This window comes from Pseudomonas sp. FA117 (genome assembly GCF_057370475.1).
Genome location: NZ_CM170675.1, coordinates 4,497,627 through 4,515,593, shown reverse-complemented (window position 1 = coordinate 4,515,593; position 17,967 = coordinate 4,497,627). Strand labels below are relative to the sequence as shown.

The 17,967-nt window shown below is 64.5% G+C and carries 13 protein-coding genes; 3 read left to right on the top strand and 10 right to left on the bottom strand.

Annotation, left to right across the window (positions count from 1 at the left end; all coding sequences use genetic code 11):
• Positions 1-58 precede the first annotated feature (58 nt).
• A complete protein-coding gene (locus AC1TXO_RS20890) occupies positions 59-472 on the top strand; it encodes an NUDIX hydrolase (RefSeq protein ID WP_486403493.1) in 414 nt (137 codons plus the stop codon).
• On the opposite strand, the gene metR is transcribed toward AC1TXO_RS20890, so the two are convergent.
• A complete protein-coding gene (gene metR, locus AC1TXO_RS20885; RefSeq protein WP_486403492.1) occupies positions 456-1,373 on the bottom strand; it encodes a transcriptional regulator MetR in 918 nt (305 codons plus the stop codon). The two genes, AC1TXO_RS20890 and metR, sit on opposite strands and share 17 nt — an antisense overlap.
• Positions 1,374-1,571: 198 nt before the next feature.
• On the opposite strand from metR, the gene AC1TXO_RS20880 reads away from it, so the two are divergent.
• The gene (locus AC1TXO_RS20880; protein WP_486403491.1) at positions 1,572-2,567 is read left to right on the top strand and encodes an alpha/beta fold hydrolase; all 996 of its coding nucleotides are present in this window, start codon (positions 1,572-1,574) and stop codon (positions 2,565-2,567) included.
• A gap of 19 nt (positions 2,568-2,586) precedes the next feature.
• Here AC1TXO_RS20880 and aauR read toward each other — a convergent pair whose 3' ends face one another.
• The 6 genes from aauR to AC1TXO_RS20850 form a co-directional block, all read right to left on the bottom strand.
• Positions 2,587-3,861 carry a two-component response regulator AauR gene (gene aauR, locus AC1TXO_RS20875; protein WP_486406876.1) on the bottom strand — a complete coding sequence of 425 codons (1,275 nt, stop codon included), beginning with the start codon at positions 3,859-3,861 and terminating at the stop codon, positions 2,587-2,589.
• 64 nt (positions 3,862-3,925) lie between these two features.
• On the bottom strand, positions 3,926-5,830 hold the full coding sequence (gene aauS / locus AC1TXO_RS20870; protein WP_486403490.1) for a two-component sensor histidine kinase AauS: 1,905 nt from the start codon (positions 5,828-5,830) through the stop codon (positions 3,926-3,928).
• 60 nt (positions 5,831-5,890) lie between these two features.
• Entirely contained in the window at positions 5,891-6,625 is a 735-nt protein-coding gene (locus tag AC1TXO_RS20865) for an amino acid ABC transporter ATP-binding protein (RefSeq protein WP_186668548.1), read from the bottom strand.
• A complete protein-coding gene (locus AC1TXO_RS20860) occupies positions 6,622-7,293 on the bottom strand; it encodes an amino acid ABC transporter permease (protein WP_486403489.1) in 672 nt (223 codons plus the stop codon). Before AC1TXO_RS20860 ends, AC1TXO_RS20865 begins: the two co-directional genes overlap by 4 nt.
• A complete protein-coding gene (locus AC1TXO_RS20855) occupies positions 7,293-8,039 on the bottom strand; it encodes an amino acid ABC transporter permease (RefSeq protein WP_486403488.1) in 747 nt (248 codons plus the stop codon). The genes AC1TXO_RS20860 and AC1TXO_RS20855 overlap by 1 nt, the downstream gene beginning before the upstream one ends.
• Before the next feature lie 149 nt (positions 8,040-8,188).
• Positions 8,189-9,106: a glutamate/aspartate ABC transporter substrate-binding protein gene (locus tag AC1TXO_RS20850; protein ID WP_486403487.1), complete on the bottom strand. Its 918-nt coding sequence runs from the start codon at positions 9,104-9,106 to the stop codon at positions 8,189-8,191.
• Between the two features lie 327 nt (positions 9,107-9,433).
• On the opposite strand from AC1TXO_RS20850, the gene AC1TXO_RS20845 reads away from it, so the two are divergent.
• Positions 9,434-13,768 (top strand): NEL-type E3 ubiquitin ligase domain-containing protein, encoded by a 4,335-nt coding sequence (locus AC1TXO_RS20845; protein WP_486403486.1) that lies wholly within the window; start codon positions 9,434-9,436, stop codon positions 13,766-13,768.
• Between the two features lie 12 nt (positions 13,769-13,780).
• Here the strand turns inward: AC1TXO_RS20845 and glpD are convergent, their stop codons facing one another.
• The 3 genes from glpD to glpK form a co-directional block, all read right to left on the bottom strand.
• Positions 13,781-15,322: a glycerol-3-phosphate dehydrogenase gene (gene glpD, locus AC1TXO_RS20840; protein ID WP_486403485.1), complete on the bottom strand. Its 1,542-nt coding sequence runs from the start codon at positions 15,320-15,322 to the stop codon at positions 13,781-13,783.
• Between the two features lie 197 nt (positions 15,323-15,519).
• On the bottom strand, positions 15,520-16,275 hold the full coding sequence (gene glpR, locus AC1TXO_RS20835) for a DNA-binding transcriptional repressor GlpR (RefSeq protein WP_486403484.1): 756 nt from the start codon (positions 16,273-16,275) through the stop codon (positions 15,520-15,522).
• Positions 16,276-16,424: 149 nt separating this feature from the next.
• Positions 16,425-17,924: a glycerol kinase GlpK gene (gene glpK / locus AC1TXO_RS20830; protein WP_486403483.1), complete on the bottom strand. Its 1,500-nt coding sequence runs from the start codon at positions 17,922-17,924 to the stop codon at positions 16,425-16,427.
• Positions 17,925-17,967: the final 43 nt, after the last annotated feature.

The following is a 17,967-nucleotide window of genomic DNA, read 5'->3' as shown; positions in this document are numbered from 1 at the left end:
CCCGCTCCCGTCTGGCTCCATCAGGTATCCTTGCCGGCTTCTGCCCAGGAACCGCACCATGACCAAGACCCTCCACATCGCCGCCGCCCTGCTCATCGACCCTGCGGGCCGCACTCTGCTGGTGCGCAAGCGCGGCACCCTGGCGTTCATGCAGCCGGGCGGCAAGATCGATGCGGGCGAGACGCCGGTCCAGGCGCTGGTGCGCGAGCTGCACGAAGAACTGGGGGTGCGTATCGACCCCGGGCAGGCCGTGCATCTGGGCCGCTTCAGCGCCCCGGCGGCCAACGAGCCGGGGTTCGAAGTGCAGGCAGAACTGTTTCGCGTCGAATGTGCCGAGGTGGTGACCCCGGCTGCAGAAATCGAGGAAGTGCACTGGCTGGCGGCCGATCAGGCGCCCGCGCTCGAGCTGGCGCCCCTGACCCGCGACCTGATCCTGCCGCTGTGGCGCGAAGGCCTCAACGCACCGCGCTGACCCCGTCGAGGGTGGCGAACGAGGTATCCTTGGCGGTCAGCAGGAAGTCGCGCATGTACGGTGCATCGAGCATGTCGGTACGCACCGCCGCATAGAGCGTGGCGAACAGGCCTTTCTCACCGAGGCGCTTGCCCTTCACGTAACCCCGCGAGCTGTACTCGTGCAGGGCCCAGTGGGGCATGCCGCAGACGCCACGGCCGCTGGCCACCAGTTGCATCATCATCACCGTCAGTTCCGAAGTGCGCACGGCGGCCGGCTCGATGTCGGCCGGTTCCAGGAAGCGGGTGAAGATGTCCAGGCGATCGCGTTCCACCGGGTAGGTGATCAGGGTCTGCTCGACCAGGTCCTCGGGAACGATATAGGCCTTGCTGGCCAACGCGTGCTGGTTGGCCACCGCGAGCATGGCTTCGTAGGTGAACAGCGGCACATAGGTGATGCCGGCAAGGTCCAGCGGGTCGGAGGTCACCACCAGGTCGAGGTCGCCGCGGGCCAGCGCAGGCAGTGGCGCGAAGGCGAAGCCCGAGGCCAGGTCGAGTTCGACCTCTGGCCAGGCATCGCGGAACAGGTCGATGGTTGGCATCAGCCACTGGAAGCAGCTGTGGCATTCGATGGCCATGTGCAGGCGCCCGGCCGTACCGCCGGCCAGGCGGGCGATGTCGCGTTCGGCGCCGCGCAGCAGCGGCAGGGTGGCATCGGCCAGTTGCAGCAGGCGCAGGCCGGCGCTGGTGAAGCGGATCGGTTTGGTCTTGCGGACGAACAGCTGCATCCCCAGGCGCTCTTCCAGCTCCTTGAACTGGTGCGACAGCGCCGACTGGGTCAGGTGCAGGCGTTCGGCGGCCTCGACCAGGCTGTCAGCCTCGCGCAAGGCATGAAGGGTTTTCAGGTGGCGGATTTCCAGCACTCGCAGCTCCGGGGGGAAACACTTGGTAAAGATTGGATACGGTTGAGTTTCCCTCATGTTCCTTCATCTGTCGACCAGACCTTGCAGATGACCGTTCGGCGACATTAATCAAACTGTCACGCAACTGTGGCAGCGCCCCCGAACGGATTTCATCAGACTCGCGCTCTACTGGGGATTTGCATTCTGGTGTTTCCTTCCATGCGGGTTTTTCTGATCTTCTTCCTATTGCTGGGCGCGGTGCCGGCAGGCTTTGCCGCCGGGCGCTGCGATGCCCACGTACCGGTGCAGCGCGCCGAGCTGGGTGAATTGAGCCTGGTCTACCAGAGCGTCGGCACCCCGGGTGACCCGGCGCTGCTGCTGGTCATGGGCCTGGGCGGGCAACTGATCCACTGGCCGGACGACGTGGTCGAGGCGCTGTGTCGCCAGGGCTTCCGGGTGATTCGCTACGACAACCGGGATGTCGGCCTGTCGCGCTGGAACCAGGCGCCGGCCTCGGCCAACCTCACCGTCGAATTGCTGCGCTACAAGCTCGGCCTGCCGGTGGCGGCGCCCTACAGCCTGACCGACATGGCTGGCGACGGCCTGCGCCTGATGGATGCGCTCGAGATCGAGCAGTTCCACGTGCTGGGGGTGAGCATGGGTGGGATGATCGCCCAGCACCTGGCGGCCATGGCGCCGCAGCGGGTGCGCAGCCTCACGCTTGTCATGTCCAGCTCCGGTGCCGAAGGCCTGCCGGCGCCCAGCCCTGCGCTGGTGCAGTTGCTGGCCCGGCGCAGTGCGCCGAGCCGCGAGGTGGCGCTGGAGCAGCAGGCCGATCTGCTGGCGGCGCTGGGCAGCCCCACGGTGCATGACGACCGGGCGGTGCTGTTGCAGCAGGCGGCGCTGGCCTACGACCGTGCCTTCAATCCCGATGGGGTCAAGCGCCAGATCATGGCGATCCTGGCGGAGCCGAGCCGGGTGGCGCTGCTCAATCAGTTGCGGGTGCCGACGCTGGTGGTGCATGGCACGGCCGATCCGTTGCTGCCGGTGATGCATGGCGTGCACCTGGCGGCGCATATCCAGGGCAGCCAGCTGCGCTTGATCCCGGGCCTGGCGCATCGCTTCCAGGAGCCGTTCAAGGCGCCGCTGCTGGCGGCAGTGCTGCCGTACCTGAAATTACACCGCCAGGATGTGACGCACCTGGCGGGGCTTTGAGTCGCGCGGTTGAACGCCTTCAGCCCAGCCCGTACTTCTTGACCTTGTCGAACAGGGTGGTCTTGGCCATCCCCAGTTCCTGGCTGGCCTGGCTGAGGTTGCCGCCAGTGCGCTGCAGGGCATCGCCGAGCAGGTTGCGCTCGAAGGCTTCCACCGCTTCGGCAAAGCCCAGCCCCTGGCTGGTGCCGCCTGCAGACTTCTTGAACGCCGGCAGGCCGAGTGCATAGCGTTCGGCAACGTTGCGCAGCTCGCGCACGTTGCCCGGCCAGTCATGGGCCATCAGGCGCGACAGGGTCTGGCTGTCCAGCTCCGGCACTTCGCGGTCGAAGCGCAGTGCCGACTGCTGCAGGAAGTGTTCGAACAGTTGCAGGACATCCTCGCGGCGCTCACGCAGCGGCGGCAGTTCGAGGGTGACCACATTGAGCCGGTAGTACAGGTCGCTGCGGAACTGGCCGGCCTGGCCCATGGCGTCCAGGTCCGACTTGGTTGCGGCGATCACCCGGCAATCCACCGGGATGCTCTGGTTCGAACCCAGCCGCTCGAGGGTGCGCTCCTGCAGCACGCGCAGCAGCTTGATCTGCAGGTTGATCGGCATGCTCTCGACTTCATCGAGGAACAGCGTGCCGCCATTGGCGTGTTCGATCTTGCCGATCCGCCGCTTGCCGGCGCCGGTGAAGGCGTTGGCTTCATGGCCGAAGATCTCGCTCTCGAACAGGTTCTCCGGCAGGCCACCGCAGTTCAGGGCGACGAAGGGCGCGCCCTGGCGTCGGCTGAAATCGTGCAGGCAGCGGGCAACCAGTTCCTTGCCGGTGCCGGTTTCACCCTCGATCAGCACGTTGGCCGAGGTATCGGCGACGTTGGCGATCAGTTCGCGCAGGTTCTGCATGGCCGGCGAACGGCCGATGATGCGCCCCTCCAGGGTGCTGTGGCCGGCCAGTTGCCGACGCAGGGCAACGACTTCGCGCGACAGGCCGCGTTGCTCCAGTGCCCGGCGCACCACATCCACCAGGCGCTCGGGGGAGAAGGGCTTTTCCATGAAGTCGTAGGCGCCGTTGCGCATGGCACCGACTGCCATGTCGATGTCGCCGTGGCCGGTGATCAGCACCACCGGTAGGCTGCGATCGCGGGCCTTGAGCCGGTTGAGCAGTTCCAGGCCGTCGATGCCGGGCAGGCGGATGTCGCTGACGACGATTCCGGCGAAGTCATCGCCGATCCGCTCCAGGGCCTGTTCGGCGCTGCCGACGCCTTCGCAGGCGATGTCCTCGAGCGCCAGCGCCTGCTGGCAGCCGAGCAGCACGTGTGGATCGTCTTCGACGATCAGGACGGTCAAGGGTGCTTGGTTCATGGGGACCCTTCGTTCATGGTTGTTCGGCCGGATCGGCAGGGGGCGTGACCAGCGGCAGGCTGAGGACGAACGCGGTCCCGCCACCTGCGGGGTGCTCGACGCTCAGGGTGCCCTTGGCCGCTGTGGCGAGGCTGGCCGACAGGGTCAGGCCCAGCCCCAGGCCATGCTCGCCCGGTTTGGTGGTGAAGAATGGTTCGAACAGGTGCTTGCGCGCCTCGGCATCGATGCCATGGCCGTTGTCGCGCACCCGCAGCCGGTAACGGTCGCCGGCCAGTTCGCCTTCCAGCCACAGTTGCGGCTGCGGCTGGGCCGTCATGGCGTCGAGGGCGTTGCCGATCAGGTTGACCAGGATCTGTTCCAGGCGGGTCTGGTCGATGGCCAGTTGTTCGTCGTCGAACTGGCGGTGCAATTGCAGGTTGCGGCCGCCGATGCGATTGCTCAGTACCTGCAACGAAGCCTGTACCGCGGCGCCCAGCGAGGCGTTGCCGCTGTCTTCGCCACGGCGGGCGAATGAGCGCAGGCTGGCAGTGATGCGGCCCATGCGGTCGATCAGGTCGTTCATGGTGCGCAGGTTGGTGCTGGCGGTTTCGAAGGCGCCGCGTTCGAGGAAGCGCACGGTATTGCCCGACAGCGTGCGCAACGCCGCCAGTGGCTGATTCAGCTCGTGGGCGATGCTGGTGGACATCTGTCCGATGGCTGCCAGCTTGCCGGCCTGGACCAGCTCGTCCTGGGCGTGGCGCAAGGTCTGTTCGGCATGACGCCGCTCGCGGATCTGCCCCTTGAGGCGCTCGTTGCTGGCGCGCAGGTCGGCGGTGCGCTCGGCGATCCGCCGCTCCAGCAGGCTGTTGGCTTCTTCCAGTGCCTCACGGGCGGCCAGGCGCGTGGCGATCACCTTGCGTCGCTCGTTCCAGGCGATACCGAGAATCGCCAGCAGGGCAAAGGCCACGCCGACCAGGATGCCCTGGACCGTCGACTCGCGGTGCAGGTCCTGCAGCGGTGTGAGCAGGGTGAAATGCCACGGGGTGTCGGCCAGGCGGCGGGTCTGGGCGAGGTAGGCGACTTCACGCACCTTGCCCTGGGCGGTCTCGCTGTTGGCCGGGAAGGTCAGCTTCTCCACGCCATCGCCCAGCGCTTCGCGGGCCAGAGGTTGCAATTCGTTGAGCGGCCACCAGTAGTACTGCAGGCTGCGTGCGAGCTCTTCCTTGATCTGCGGGGTGAGCGGGCGCACCGACTTGAGCCGCCGCGCCGGGTCGCTGGAGAGGATGATGATGCCGTTCTCGTCGCTGACGAAGGCTTCCAGGCGCGCGCGCTGCCAGCGTTCTTCGAGCGTGTCCAGGCGCACCTTGATCACCGCCACACCAATGATCTTGCCGTGCTCTTCCAGGCCATGGGCCAGGTAGTAGCCGGCCTCGCCCGTAGTGCTGCCGATGCCATAGAAGCGCCCCGGCTGGCCACGCACGGCGTCCTGGAAGTAGGCACGGAAGGCCAGGTCTTCACCGAGGAAGGAGTCGGCGTCACGCCAGTTGCTGGTGGCCTGGACCCGGCCGCTGGTGTCCAGGACGTAGATCGCCCGGCTGCGGCTGCGGCGGTTCAGGCCTTCGAGGTATTCGTTGACCACCTGGCGGGTGCCGCCATCAGGATCGGCGAGCAGCTGCGAAACGCTGTCTTCGAGTTCCAGCAGGCTAGGGAGGTAGGTGTACTTGCTGATTTCACTCTCGACCGTGCGCGCATGCAGCTCGAGCTGGCGTTCGCCGTTCTCGCTGAGGGCGCGGATGCCGTTGTTCTCGCTGATCATGTAGCCGACCAGACCCAGGCCGACCATCAGCAGGACGATCAGCGGCGGCAGGAACAGTTGGCGGATCAGGCGGGATTTCACGGCAGGCTGTGCAGGGCGAAGTAGCGAAGGATCGCATTTCATCACAGTGGCCTTGTCACCACCAGCGTCCGCTGCCCTGGCAGGCAGCGGACACCGGGATCATCAGTGCTGCAGGATCTTGCTGAGGAAGTGCTGGGTACGTTCGTGGCGGCCTTCGGGGTTGCCGAAGAAGTCTTCCTTCTGGCAGTCCTCGATGATGTTGCCCTTGTCCATGAAGATCACCCGGTTGGCAACCTTGCGGGCGAAGCCCATCTCGTGGGTCACGCACATCATGGTCATGCCTTCGTGGGCCAGTTCGACCATCACGTCCAGTACTTCGTTGACCATTTCCGGGTCCAGGGCCGAGGTCGGTTCGTCGAACAGCATGACGATCGGGTCCATCGACAGGGCGCGGGCGATGGCCACGCGCTGCTGCTGGCCGCCGGAGAGCTGGCCGGGGTGTTTCTTGGCGTGGGCACCCAGGCCGACGCGGTCGAGCAGGGCCAGGCCCTTCTTGGTGGCTTCCGCCTCGCTGCGACCGAGCACCTTGCGCTGGGCGATGGTCAGGTTCTCGGTGATCGACAGGTGCGGGAACAGCTCGAAGTGCTGGAACACCATGCCCACCCGCGAACGCAGCTTGGGCAGGTTGGTCTTCGGATCGGCGATGGAGGTGCCGTCGACCACGATGTCGCCCTTCTGGAACGGCTCCAGCGCGTTGACGCACTTGATCAGGGTCGACTTGCCCGAACCGGACGGTCCGCAGACCACCACCACTTCACCTTTCTTGACCTCGGTGGTGCAGTCGGTCAGCACCTGGAAGTCCCCGTACCACTTGTTGACGTTCTTGATGGAAATCATACGGCGATCCTTTTTTGCAGACGCTTGACCAACCAGGAGGCGGAGAAACTGATGATGAAGTACACGACACCGGCGAAGATCAGGAACTCGTGGGAGCGTCCGATGATGTCGCCGTTGGCGCGTGCCGAGTTGAGGAAGTCCACCAGGCCCACGGTGTAGACCAGCGAGGTGTCCTGGAACAGGATGATGCTCTGCTGCAGCAGCAGCGGGGTCATCTTGCGGAACGCCTGGGGCAGGATGATCAGGCGCATGCACTGGCCGTAGGTCATGCCCAGTGCCTGTGCGGCGCCCATCTGGCCCTTGGAGATCGACTGCACGCCGGCACGGACGATTTCGCAGAAGTAGGCCGCCTCGAACATCATGAAGGCCACGACGCAGGAGGTGAACGCACCGATCGGGGTGTCTTCGCCGGTGATCCAGCGCAGCACGAAAGGCACGGCCAGGTAGAACCAGGTGATCACCAGCAGCAGCGGGATCGAGCGGAAGTAGTTGACGTAGGCGCCGGCGATATTGGCCAGCAGCTTGCTCGACGACAGGCGCATCAGTGCCAGGATGGTGCCCAGCGCGATACCACCGATCACGCCCATGGCCATCAGCTGCAGGGTCAGGATCATGCCGTCCCACAGGGCCGGCAGGGCCGGGATGATTTCACTGAAATCCATGTCCATTACTTACCTCCCACGGAAATCAGGCCAGGTACGGCGACTTTCTTCTCGACCATGCGCATGAGCAGCATCAGGCCCATGTTCAGGGTGAAGTAGATCAGCGTGGCCAGGGTGAAGGCCTCGAACAGGTTGGCGGAGAACTCGGCGGTCTGCTTGGTCTGGGCCAGCAGTTCCATGAGGCCGATCAGCGACGCTACCGAGGAGTTCTTGAACACGTTCAGGAATTCGGAAGTGAGCGGCGGAATGATGATCCGGTAGGCCTGTGGCAGCAGCACGTTCATGTAGATCTGCGACAGGCTGAAGCCCATCGCGCGCCCGGCGGATTCCTGTCCGCGGGGCAGGGCCTGGATACCGGTGCGCACCTGTTCGCAGACACGCGCGGCGGTGAACAGGCCCAGGCAGATGATCACGCTGATCAGTGCCGAGGTGGTCGGGTTGAGGTCCTGCTTGAACCACTCCTGCAGGCCCTCCGGAAGCAGGTCCGGTACGAGGAAGTACCAGATGAACAGTTGCACCAGCAGCGGTACGTTGCGGAACAGCTCCACATAGGCGGTGGCGATGCCCGATACCAGGCGGTTCGGCACGGTGCGCATGACACCCAGCAGCGAGCCCAGCAGCAAGGCGATGATCCAGGCGGAGATGGCGATGGCGATGGTCCAGCCCAGACCGGTGACGTACCAGTCCAGATAGATTTCGCTGCCCACGCCGGTGGACTTGAAGAACACGCCCCAGTCCCAGTTGTAATTCATCGGGATTTCCCCTCAGACGGTTGTTTCACGGGCACCTTTGAACTTCCAGGGGCGCAGGGCGCCCTCGGAAGTAAAGGTTAGACACTTATGGGTGGCCCGTCGGTTCGATTCGTGCTCGGTGGAGCACACGGGCCACTATCTGCTGGAGATCAGGACTGTTTGTCGTCCGCAGCCTTGTCGGTAGGCTCGGCGATCAGTTTTTTCAGCTCGTCGCTCATCTGGAAGTTCAGGTTCAGGCCTTTCGGTGGAATCGGCTGAGTGAACCACTTGTCGTAGCTCTTCTGCACGTCGCCCGACTTGTAGTAGGCGATGATGGCGTCATCGACCGCTTTCTTGAACTGGGCATCGTCCTTGCGCACCATGCAGCCGTAGATTTCGTACGATTGCGGAGTGCCGGTGATGACCCAGTCGGTTGGCTTCTTGGCCTTGGCCATTTCACCGGCCAGCAGGGCGTCGTCCATCATGAAGGCAACGGCGCGGCCGCTTTCGAGCATGTTGAAGGCTTCGCCGTGGTCTTTTGCGGAGATCACGTTCATCTTCATCTGCTTGTCGGCGTTCATGGCCTTGAGCAGGCGCTCGGAGGTGGTGCCGGCGGTGGTCACGACGTTCTTGCCAGCCAGGTCCGGGAAGTCCTTGTAGGAGGGCTGACCGTCCTTGACCTTGGTCAGCAGGCGGGTGCCGACCTCGAAGATGCCGACCGAGAAGCCGACTTGCTGCTGGCGCTCGACGTTGTTGGTGGTGGAGCCGCACTCCAGGTCGACGGTGCCGTTCTGCACCAGCGGGATGCGGGTCTGGGAAGTGACGAGGTTGTACTTGACCTTGATGTCGGTGCCCAGTTGCTTCTTCAGGGCTTCGACCACAGCCAGCTGGACGTCGTGGGAGTAGCCCACCGGTTCAGTGCTGCCTGCCAGGTAGGAAAACGGAATGGAGGAGTCGCGGTGGCCCAGGGTGATGGTGCCGGAATCCTTGATCTTCTTCAGAGTGCCGGTCAGTTCTTCGGCCATGGCAGGCGAAGCGATGACGGCGGCGGCGATTGCAGCGCCCAGCAATTGACGAACGATACGCATCAAATTTTCCTCGACGTTTGTTTTTTTTATGGAGCCGTTGGCGGACTCTTCGTTCAACGAACACAACAAGAAGCGGTGTGCGTTCGGCTACCAAGTGTAGAGCATGACTCGTGCCAAGCTCGCAGAATCAGCATAACACCTCGAATTCCCTGGGGAATTACAAGATGATGGCACCGTCCTGATGAGGAGGCTGTCCGCATTACCGAACGAATCCTTCAGGGGCGTTCGGTAATCCGAACGAATGCCCCAGGCTGCCCCAGCCTTATCTACCGCACCCACGACCTCGTTTCAGGATTTGCTGGGCCGACTACCCACCAGGAGCCGGCCATGAGCGATCCAACCTTTCCTTCAGATACCGTGGATGCGCTGATTGCAGCGCGATTGCCTGCCTGGCTCACCGACCATGGTCGAGTCGACCGCCTGCTGCAATTGCACCAGGCGCTGCGGCGCCAGGCATCGGCGAGCGAGGCCTTGGGTAAATTGTTACAGCGCATTCCTGCGCTGGATGAATTTGCCGCTGGCAAGCTGGTCGAGGCCTTGCGCCGCCTCGGCGTGGCCAACCCTGACCTGCGACGCAGCCATGTGATCGTCGAGCACGAACGCATCACCCTGGCCAAGATCGCCGGCTGGCCGATCCCCCGATATGCCGACCGTTCATCCAGCTCGTTGCTGAGCGCCGCACTGCACAACTTCCATATCACCGAAACCCGCCCGTCTTCCCGGCGGCGAGGAAACGTACTCGATGCTGCCGGCAACCACGTGATCGGTTACCTGGTGTTCGCCGGGATGTGCCGCTCTGTGGACGTCGGGGGCAAGTACCAGGCATTGCTGGCCGATTGCCTGGCGCCCGAGGACCTGCCCACCGAGGCGCCAGGTCAGGCCAGGGCCCGGGTTCATCGCTGCTTCGAGGAGAGTCAGCAGGCCAACCTTGAGGTTGCCCTGCGGTGCGCTCTGCTGAAAGGTGACGTGGATGAACGTTGTTACATGATGTTGCTTCCGCAGGTGCTGGCGGCGCCGGTAGTACCGCTGTTGCCAGCCGAGATCAGCGCCTGGCAGCCTTACCTGTTGGGCAAGCAGATCCGCGGCGCCTTGGCGTTCGAACTCAGGTCCGCGGCCGATGCACCGCTGGAGGCCGTGATCGGGTGGATCCCCGATGACCCGCGAGCGCCCGTCAGCCAGTATCGCTCGTGGTCTGCGTTCTACCAGACCCTGGCCACCCGGCTGCATGACGAGCGTTACCAGGAATTCTTCGTTCGATTCATCAGCCAGCGCGACCGTATCGCCTTCCAGCAGACCCTGGCCAGGCGCCTGCAATCGGCCAAACCAGGCACGCCGCTCGAACTGGATGGCCGGCACCTGCCTATCGAGGGCGCGCTCTGGGAATATGGTCGGCGCCTGCGCATCGACACCATGACCGATGATGCGCGGGTGCTGGCGACCCCCACAGGCGATGAAGACCAGCGCGACCGGGTCGCACGTCTGCAGGGCTATGCCCAGGCAGGGCTGAACCTGTTGAGCCTGGCCGGGCTGTTCGTCCCGGTGCTGGGACAGCTCATGTTGGGTGTGGGTGCCGTGATGCTGGCCGACGAGATCTACGAGGGTTACCAGGACTGGCATATCGGTGATCGCGAAGCGGCGTTGCAGCATCTGTTTGCGGTAGCGGAAACCGTCATCGGCGGTGCGCTCGTGGCGGGTACTGGCGCGGCATTCGCGGCTGCACTGAGGCGCCATCCATTCGTCGACGGACTGCAGCCAGTGCTCGCCAATGATGGGCGTATCAAGCTGGCGGCAGCCGATCTGCCCGGCTATGCGCTCGCCTCGGTGGATGAAGGCTCGCCCGGCTGGCTGTGGCAGCAACGCAACAGTCTGTACCGGGTGATCGAGGACGCTCGCGACGGTCGGCCGCGAATCCGCCACCCTGGACGGGACAAGGCCTATGCGCCGCTTCTGGAGCACAACGAGGCCGATGGCTGGCGGCACGAACTCGAGCTGCCACAGACCTGGCAGGGCGGGGAACTGGTTCGGCGTTCCAGTGGCCGGCTTGCCGGGTTGAGCGATGAGACCGTCGACTACCTCCTGCAGGTTACAGGCTACGACGAGGCGCGGTTGCGTCGGTTGCATGTGGAGCAGATGCCTGCGCCGCCGCGGCTGCTCGATGCCCTGGACCTCTACCAGATGCACCAGCGTGAGCCAGGGCTGCGCGGCATTACGCTCGACCAGGCCTACATCTCCTCTATGGGAGCAGGTGGCGGCACGGGGGGGATTCTTGTCCAGGCTTTTCCGAGCCTGTCGTTGCGAGAAGTCGTGCAATTGCTCGATCAGTGCAGCAGCGCCGAACTGGCCCAGATGCGCGAGCGCGGGCGCGTCCCGCTGACCCTGGCCGAAAGGGCGCGCTGGCAACTGCGTGAAAGTCGCCTGGACCGGGCGCTGGCAGGGCTGCGGTTGCCCCGTGCGGCAAACGCCGACAGCGAGATGCTGGCACTCGGGCTGATGCACGAAATGTCGCCTTGGCCGGCCAATGCCGGGGTCCAATTGCGCCTTGGCAATGAGACGGGGGACCTGTTGGCCCAAGCCGGCAGCCGGCAAGCGGGCCAGGGCAGCATCATTGTGCGTCACGAAAGAGGCTATCGCGTGGTCGGTGGGGACGATCAGTTGTACAGCCTGGCAGGCGCCGTGCGGCGCAGCCTCACTGAAGCCCAGTACGCTGCGCTGCAGCACGCTGCCTGGGATGACGAGGCGCTGGCCGCCTGGCTGACCGGCCAGGCGGCGGCTGACAGAGTGCGCGCCGCTCGGCTCTGTGGCTTCACGACAAGGCAGCAGTTGCTGCCACCGCGCAGGCTGGGTGATGGTCGTCTGGGTTACCCCCTCAGCGGGCATGGGGCCGGCAGTCGGCAGGCACTGCGCTGCGGTATTCAACGTATCTTCCCGACGCTGGGCGATGGCGAGATCCAGGAGTACCTGCTGCAGGTGATAGATCGCGGAGAGGGTTTGTGGGAACACTACGTGCAGTTGCAGGCACAGCTGGAGCAGTTGAGGGCCGGCTTGGGTCAGTGGCGCAGTAACGCCACCGGCCTGCTCGAGAGCTTCAGGCGGCGAAATGTGGAGCGGGCGTTGCGCCGCAGTTGGCGGCGCAAGATCATCAATGCGCTGGGTGAGTATGTGGTGGAGATCGAGGGCGAGCCTGTCGGCAGCCTGCCGCTGCTGCCTGCTGGTATCCGTTACGAGCACATACAGCGTTTGAGCCTGCGGGACATGCACCTGACCGAAGTCGACGCCGACTTCCTCTCCCGCTTTCCCAACATCGTCGAGCTGGATCTGTCGCGCAATCGTCTGGACTGCATCCCTGCGGGTATCAGCCACCTGCAGCAACTGCGCATCCTGCGTCTGCAGCACAACAACATCAGCATGGATCAGCCTGGACAGACCGTGTTGCAGCAGTCGACACACCTGACCCAGCTGGAGCTGGGCTATAACCCGTTGGGCTATTTCCCTGCATTGACGGGTTTGCGCAACTTGCGCGACCTCAGTTTGCGAGCCACTGGCTTGCACTCCGTGCCGCCAGGCATCCCCGTGCGTGCATTCGTCGATCTCAGGGACAACGCCATACGTGAAGTGCGTGAAGACCTGCGTCTGTTGCGCTTGCGCATCAATGACCTGGTGTTGCACGACAACCCCCTCGATAGCGCCAGCGAACAATTGCTCAATGACGCACGTGACGCGGGCAGTACACCGTTGCGCGTGGCCCGGCGCCCCCACGCGGTGGGCGACGATATCTTTCGGCGTTATACCGACGGCATGCGCTCCCGCCAGCGCCAGCAGGGTCGAGCCATCTGGGATGCGCTGCAGGTCGAGGAGGGGGCTGCGGATCTGTTTCGCTTCCTCGCAGACTTTGCCTACTCGGGGGACTTCGACGCCACGCCAGGCATCTACAGCCCGCGGATCTGGCGGATCCTGGAGGCCTGCGAGCAGCATGTCGCGTTGCGCCAGCGCCTGTTCCTGGTGGCCAGGGGGCCAGGCACCTGTGAAGACCGCTTGTTGCTGATTCTCGAGCAGCTCGAGCTGGCGGTGCGGGTCGAGCGTGTCTACAGCGAGGGCTCGGGCGCGCTTGTCGAACAGGGATTGTACGATCTGGGTCGAGGCCTATGGCGACTCGACGAGCTCGATCGCATCACCACCCAGCACATTGCCGTGCTGCACAGCACCCACATTGCCGAAGTCGATGAAGTGGAGATCAGGCTGTTCTTCCGGCTGGAGCTGCGTGAGCGCCTGCGTTTGCCGATCGAGCCCGAACTGATGAACTTCCCTGACTTTGCCCAGGTCCGGCCCAGTGATATCGAGCACGCCTTCCAAAGGATCATCCAGGCTGAAACCCCCGAACGGCTGGCGCAGTCCCTCGCGCAGCGCCCCTACTGGGAAGCCTACGCGCGTGAGCATCACGCCGACAGGTTCGAGGAGGCGTTCGGCTCCCTGCATGCCCAGATGGATACGCTTGACCGTCAACTGCGCGATGGGCAGATCAACGAGTGGGCCTACACCCAGCAGTGTCATGCCCTGAAAGCCGAGTACGAGCGTTGTGAACGCACCCTGCTGCTCAGGCTGGCCACCGAGTTGCAAGCCCGGCTCCAGCAGCAGGGCGCCCCAGGCAGGGGCACGGCCTCGTAGCCTGGGTGCGATTCAGGCGGCCTGCTCACCGCTGGCGGCACGGTGCTTGCCCTGCGCCAGGTAGGCCCGCAGCGCTTCGACTTCCTGTGGCGTGACGAACAGGCCTAGCTTGGTTCGCCGCCACAGGATGTCGTCGACAGTCGCTGCCCATTCTTCGCGGCACAGGTAGTCCACCTCACGGGTGAACAGACCGGCGCCAATCGCTTGCCCCAGGTCCTGCGGGCCTTGTGCGCCGTCGAGCAGTTTCCAGGTGCGCGAGCCATAGGTGCGCGCCCAGCGTTGCGCCAGATCGCTGGGCAGCCAGCTGTGGCGGGCCAGCAGCCGGGCTGTCAGTTCCTCTGTATCGCCCATGTCTTCACCGCCGGGCAAGGGCGCCTCGGCCGTCCAGCTGCCGCGCATCTGGGTGAAGAACGGCTTGAGCTCGTCCATCGCCGACTCGGCCAGCTTGCGGTAGGTGGTGAGCTTGCCGCCGAACACCGACAACAGTGGCGCCTGACCCTCCCCAGCCGACAGCGCCAGGGTGTAGTCGCGGGTCACCGCCGAGGGGTTGTCCGATTCGTCGTTGCACAGCGGGCGCACGCCGGAGTAGGTGTGCAGGATGTCGGCACGCGACAGCGGGCGGTTGAAGTGCTCGTTGACCACCTTGAGCAGGTAATCGGTTTCCGCTTCGGTGATCGCCACTTTGGCCGGGTCGCCGCTGTATTCCCGGTCGGTGGTGCCAACCAGGGTGAAACGGTCCAGGTAAGGAATGCAGAACACGATGCGCTGGTCTTCGTTCTGCAGGATATAGGCGTGTTCGCCTTCGTACAGGCGCGGCACGATCAGGTGGCTGCCCTGGATCAGGCGGATGCCGTAGGGCGCATCGAGCTTCAGGTCGTCCTTGATGAAGCTCGCCACCCAGGGGCCGGCGGCGTTGACCAGGGCGCGGGCTCGGATGGTCTGCAGGCTGCCATCGGCGTGCTGCAGTTCGACCTGCCATGCACCCTCGACGCGCTCGGCGCGCAGGCAGCGGGTGCGGGTGTGCAGGTGTGCGCCCTTCTCGCGGGCGGCCATGGCATTGAGAACGACCAGGCGCGCGTCATCGACGGCACAGTCGGCGTATTCGAAACCTCGGGTGATCGCTGGCTTGAGCGGGTATCCGGGGCCGAAGCGCAGGCTGCGCGAGGCACCCAGGCGCTTGCGCTTGCCCAGGTGATCGTAGAGGAACAGACCGGCGCGGATCATCCAGGCCGGGCGCAGGTGTGGGCGGTGCGGGAGCACGAAGCGCATCGGCTTGACGATGTGCGGCGCCTTGGCCAGCAGCACCTCGCGCTCGGCCAGGGCTTCACGCACCAGGCGGAACTCATAGTGCTCGAGGTAGCGCAGGCCGCCGTGGATGAGTTTGCTGCTGGCCGAGGAGGTATGTTGGGCCAGGTCGTCGCGTTCACAGAGGAACACCTTGAGGCCGCGCCCGGCTGCGTCGGCGGCGATGCCGACACCATTGATCCCGCCGCCGATCACGGCGAGGTCATAACAGTCGGCGAGGGGCGGCTGGGTCTGGACGGTCTGGGACACGGGCAAGGCCTCCTGGGCGCGGTTCACAGCGAATGTGAACATCTATGTTCGTTTCCGAAAATAGTAGCGCAACAAAATGCCCATCGCCAGTCGCTGATCATAGAAAATACTGATCAGATGGCAATAAAGTGAACATTAGTGAACATTTTCAGGGCAATGCCCGCTTCGGCGTCCCTGCCGAGGCTGCGCCGGCCGGCTCAGACCACTTCGAGGCGAATCTTGTTCTGGTTCAGCAGTTGCGTGAGGGTAGGGGTGGGCGCCTGGTCGGTCACCAGGCAATCGATCAGGTTGATCGAGCCCAGGCGCACCATGGCATTGCGCCCGAACTTGCTGGAGTCGGCGGCGAGGATGACCTGGCGGGCATTGGCGATGATCGCCTGGGACACCCGCACTTCCTGGTAGTCGAAGTCCAGCAGGCTGCCGTCTTCGTCGATGCCGCTGATGCCGACCAGGGCGAAGTCGACCTTGAACTGGCTGATGAAGTCGACGCTGGCCTGGCCGACCACGCCGCCGTCGCGGCGCACCGTGCCGCCGGCGACCAGCACGTCGAAGTCGTCCTTGGCGCTCAGGATCGAGGCCACGTGCAGGTTGTTGGTGATGATCTTCAGGTGGTTGTGGTTGAGCAGTGCGCGGGCGATGGATTCGGTGGTGGTACCGATGTTGATGAACAACGAGGCATGGTCGGGGATCTGCCGTGCCACGGCTTCGGCGATCCGCTGCTTCTCGTCGCGCATCTGGTCGGCGCGCATGGCGTAGGCGGTGTTCTCGACGCTCGAATCGTAGGCTGCGCCGCCGTGATAGCGACGCAGCAGGTTGGCCTCGGCCAGCTGGTTGATATCGCGACGGATGGTCTGCGGCGTGACGACGAACAGCTGCGCCATTTCCTCGATACTGACGTAGCCGCGTTCGCGCACCAGTTCGAGGATTTGTTGTTGGCGAGGGGGCAGATTCATGGGGCGGTCCTTTGGGGCTGCCGGACAAATGCTGCAATGATGCCGTAGGAAGGGGATGACGACCAGTAGACTGTTGTCGCTAGCCTGAGCCTGGCACTTCCGTAGGAGCGGCACAAGGCCGCTTCTACAGGGTGAGTGAGACGATCAGGTCAGCCTTCGTGATCTTCCCAGTCGCGGGTGCGCTCGATGGCCTTCATCCAGCCTGCGTAGAGTTTCTCTTTCTGCGCGTCATCCAGTTGCGGGCTGAACTCGCGCTCGATGATCGCCTTGTCGCGCAATTCATCGAGGCTGCCCCAGAAACCACAGGCCAGGCCTGCCAGGTAGGCGGCGCCGAGCGCAGTGGTTTCGCGCATCTTCGGACGTTCCACGCAGGTGCCGAGGATGTCGGCCTGGAACTGCATGAGGAAGTTGTTGGCCACCGCACCGCCGTCCACGCGCAGTTCGCTCAGGCGCTGGCCGCAGTCATGCTGCATGGCGTCGAGGACGTCGCGGGTCTGGTAGGCGATCGATTCCAGCGCGGCGCGGATGATGTGGTCGACCTTGACCCCTCGGGTCAGGCCGAACAGCGCACCGCGAGCGTACGGGTCCCAGTAGGGGGCGCCGAGGCCGGTGAAGGCCGGCACCAGATAGACCCCGTTGCTGTCCTTCACCTTGCTGGCGAAGTACTCGGTGTCGAGCGCGTCGTTGACGATCTTCAGTTCGTCACGCAGCCACTGCACCGTGGAGCCGCCGTTGAATACCGCACCTTCCAGGGCATAGGCCACTTCGCCGCGCGGGCCGCAGGCGATGGTGGTGAGCAGGCCGTGCGATGAGGTGACAGCCTTGTCGCCGGTGTTCATCAGCAGGAAGCAGCCGGTGCCATAGGTGTTCTTGGCCTGGCCGGGCTCCACGCACATCTGGCCGAACAGCGCGGACTGCTGGTCGCCCGCGATACCGGCGATGGCGATGCCACTCTTGGTGTGGCCATAGACTTCCGATGACGGGCGCACCTGCGGCAGCATCTGCCGGGGAATGCCGAGGATCTCGAGCAGCTTGTCGTCCCATTGCAGGGTGTGGATGTTGAACATCAGGGTGCGTGAGGCGTTGGTGTAGTCGGTGACGTGCACCTTGCCGCCGGAGAATTTCCAGATCAGCCAGCTGTCGACGGTGCCGAACAGCAGTTCGCCGCGCTCGGCGCGTTCGCGCGCGCCTTCGACGTTGTCGAGGATCCACTTGAGCTTGGTGCCGGAGAAGTACGGGTCGGTGACCAGGCCGGTCGCTTCGCGGATGTACTGCTCATGGCCGTCGCGCTTGAGCTGGGCACAGATCTCGGTGCTGCGTCGGCACTGCCAGACGATGGCGTTGTACACCGGGCGGCCGGTTTCCTTGTCCCAGACGATCGTGGTTTCACGCTGGTTGGTGATGCCGATCGCCGCCACCTGGGCATGGCTCAGGCCTGCCTGGGCCAGAGCTTCGACCATGGTCGCGCTCTGGGTGGCGAAGATCTCCATCGGGTCGTGCTCGACCCAGCCGGCCTGTGGGTAGTGCTGGGCGAACTCCCGCTGGGAGGTGCCGACCACATTGGCGTCGCGATCGAAGATGATCGCCCGCGAACTGGTGGTGCCCTGGTCCAGGGCGATGATGTAGTTCTTGTCCTGGGTGTCTGTCATGGTCGTTGCCTTGCACGAAAAGGGAGTGGGTCAGGGCTGTGGC

What these genes read in the sequence shown, in the direction of transcription:
- AC1TXO_RS20890 (WP_486403493.1), top strand. Translation starts at nt 59, where the DNA reads ATGACCAAGACCCTCCACATCGCCGCCGCCCTGCTCATCGACCCTGCG.
- AC1TXO_RS20880 (WP_486403491.1), top strand. Translation starts at nt 1,572, where the DNA reads ATGCGGGTTTTTCTGATCTTCTTCCTATTGCTGGGCGCGGTGCCGGCA.
- aauS (WP_486403490.1), bottom strand. Translation starts at nt 5,830, where the DNA reads ATGAAATGCGATCCTTCGCTACTTCGCCCTGCACAGCCTGCCGTGAAA.
- AC1TXO_RS20865 (WP_186668548.1), bottom strand. Translation starts at nt 6,625, where the DNA reads ATGATTTCCATCAAGAACGTCAACAAGTGGTACGGGGACTTCCAGGTG.
- AC1TXO_RS20860 (WP_486403489.1), bottom strand. Translation starts at nt 7,293, where the DNA reads ATGGACATGGATTTCAGTGAAATCATCCCGGCCCTGCCGGCCCTGTGG.
- AC1TXO_RS20855 (WP_486403488.1), bottom strand. Translation starts at nt 8,039, where the DNA reads ATGAATTACAACTGGGACTGGGGCGTGTTCTTCAAGTCCACCGGCGTG.
- AC1TXO_RS20850 (WP_486403487.1), bottom strand. Translation starts at nt 9,106, where the DNA reads ATGCGTATCGTTCGTCAATTGCTGGGCGCTGCAATCGCCGCCGCCGTC.
- AC1TXO_RS20845 (WP_486403486.1), top strand. Translation starts at nt 9,434, where the DNA reads ATGAGCGATCCAACCTTTCCTTCAGATACCGTGGATGCGCTGATTGCA.
- glpR (WP_486403484.1), bottom strand. Translation starts at nt 16,275, where the DNA reads ATGAATCTGCCCCCTCGCCAACAACAAATCCTCGAACTGGTGCGCGAA.
- glpK (WP_486403483.1), bottom strand. Translation starts at nt 17,924, where the DNA reads ATGACAGACACCCAGGACAAGAACTACATCATCGCCCTGGACCAGGGC.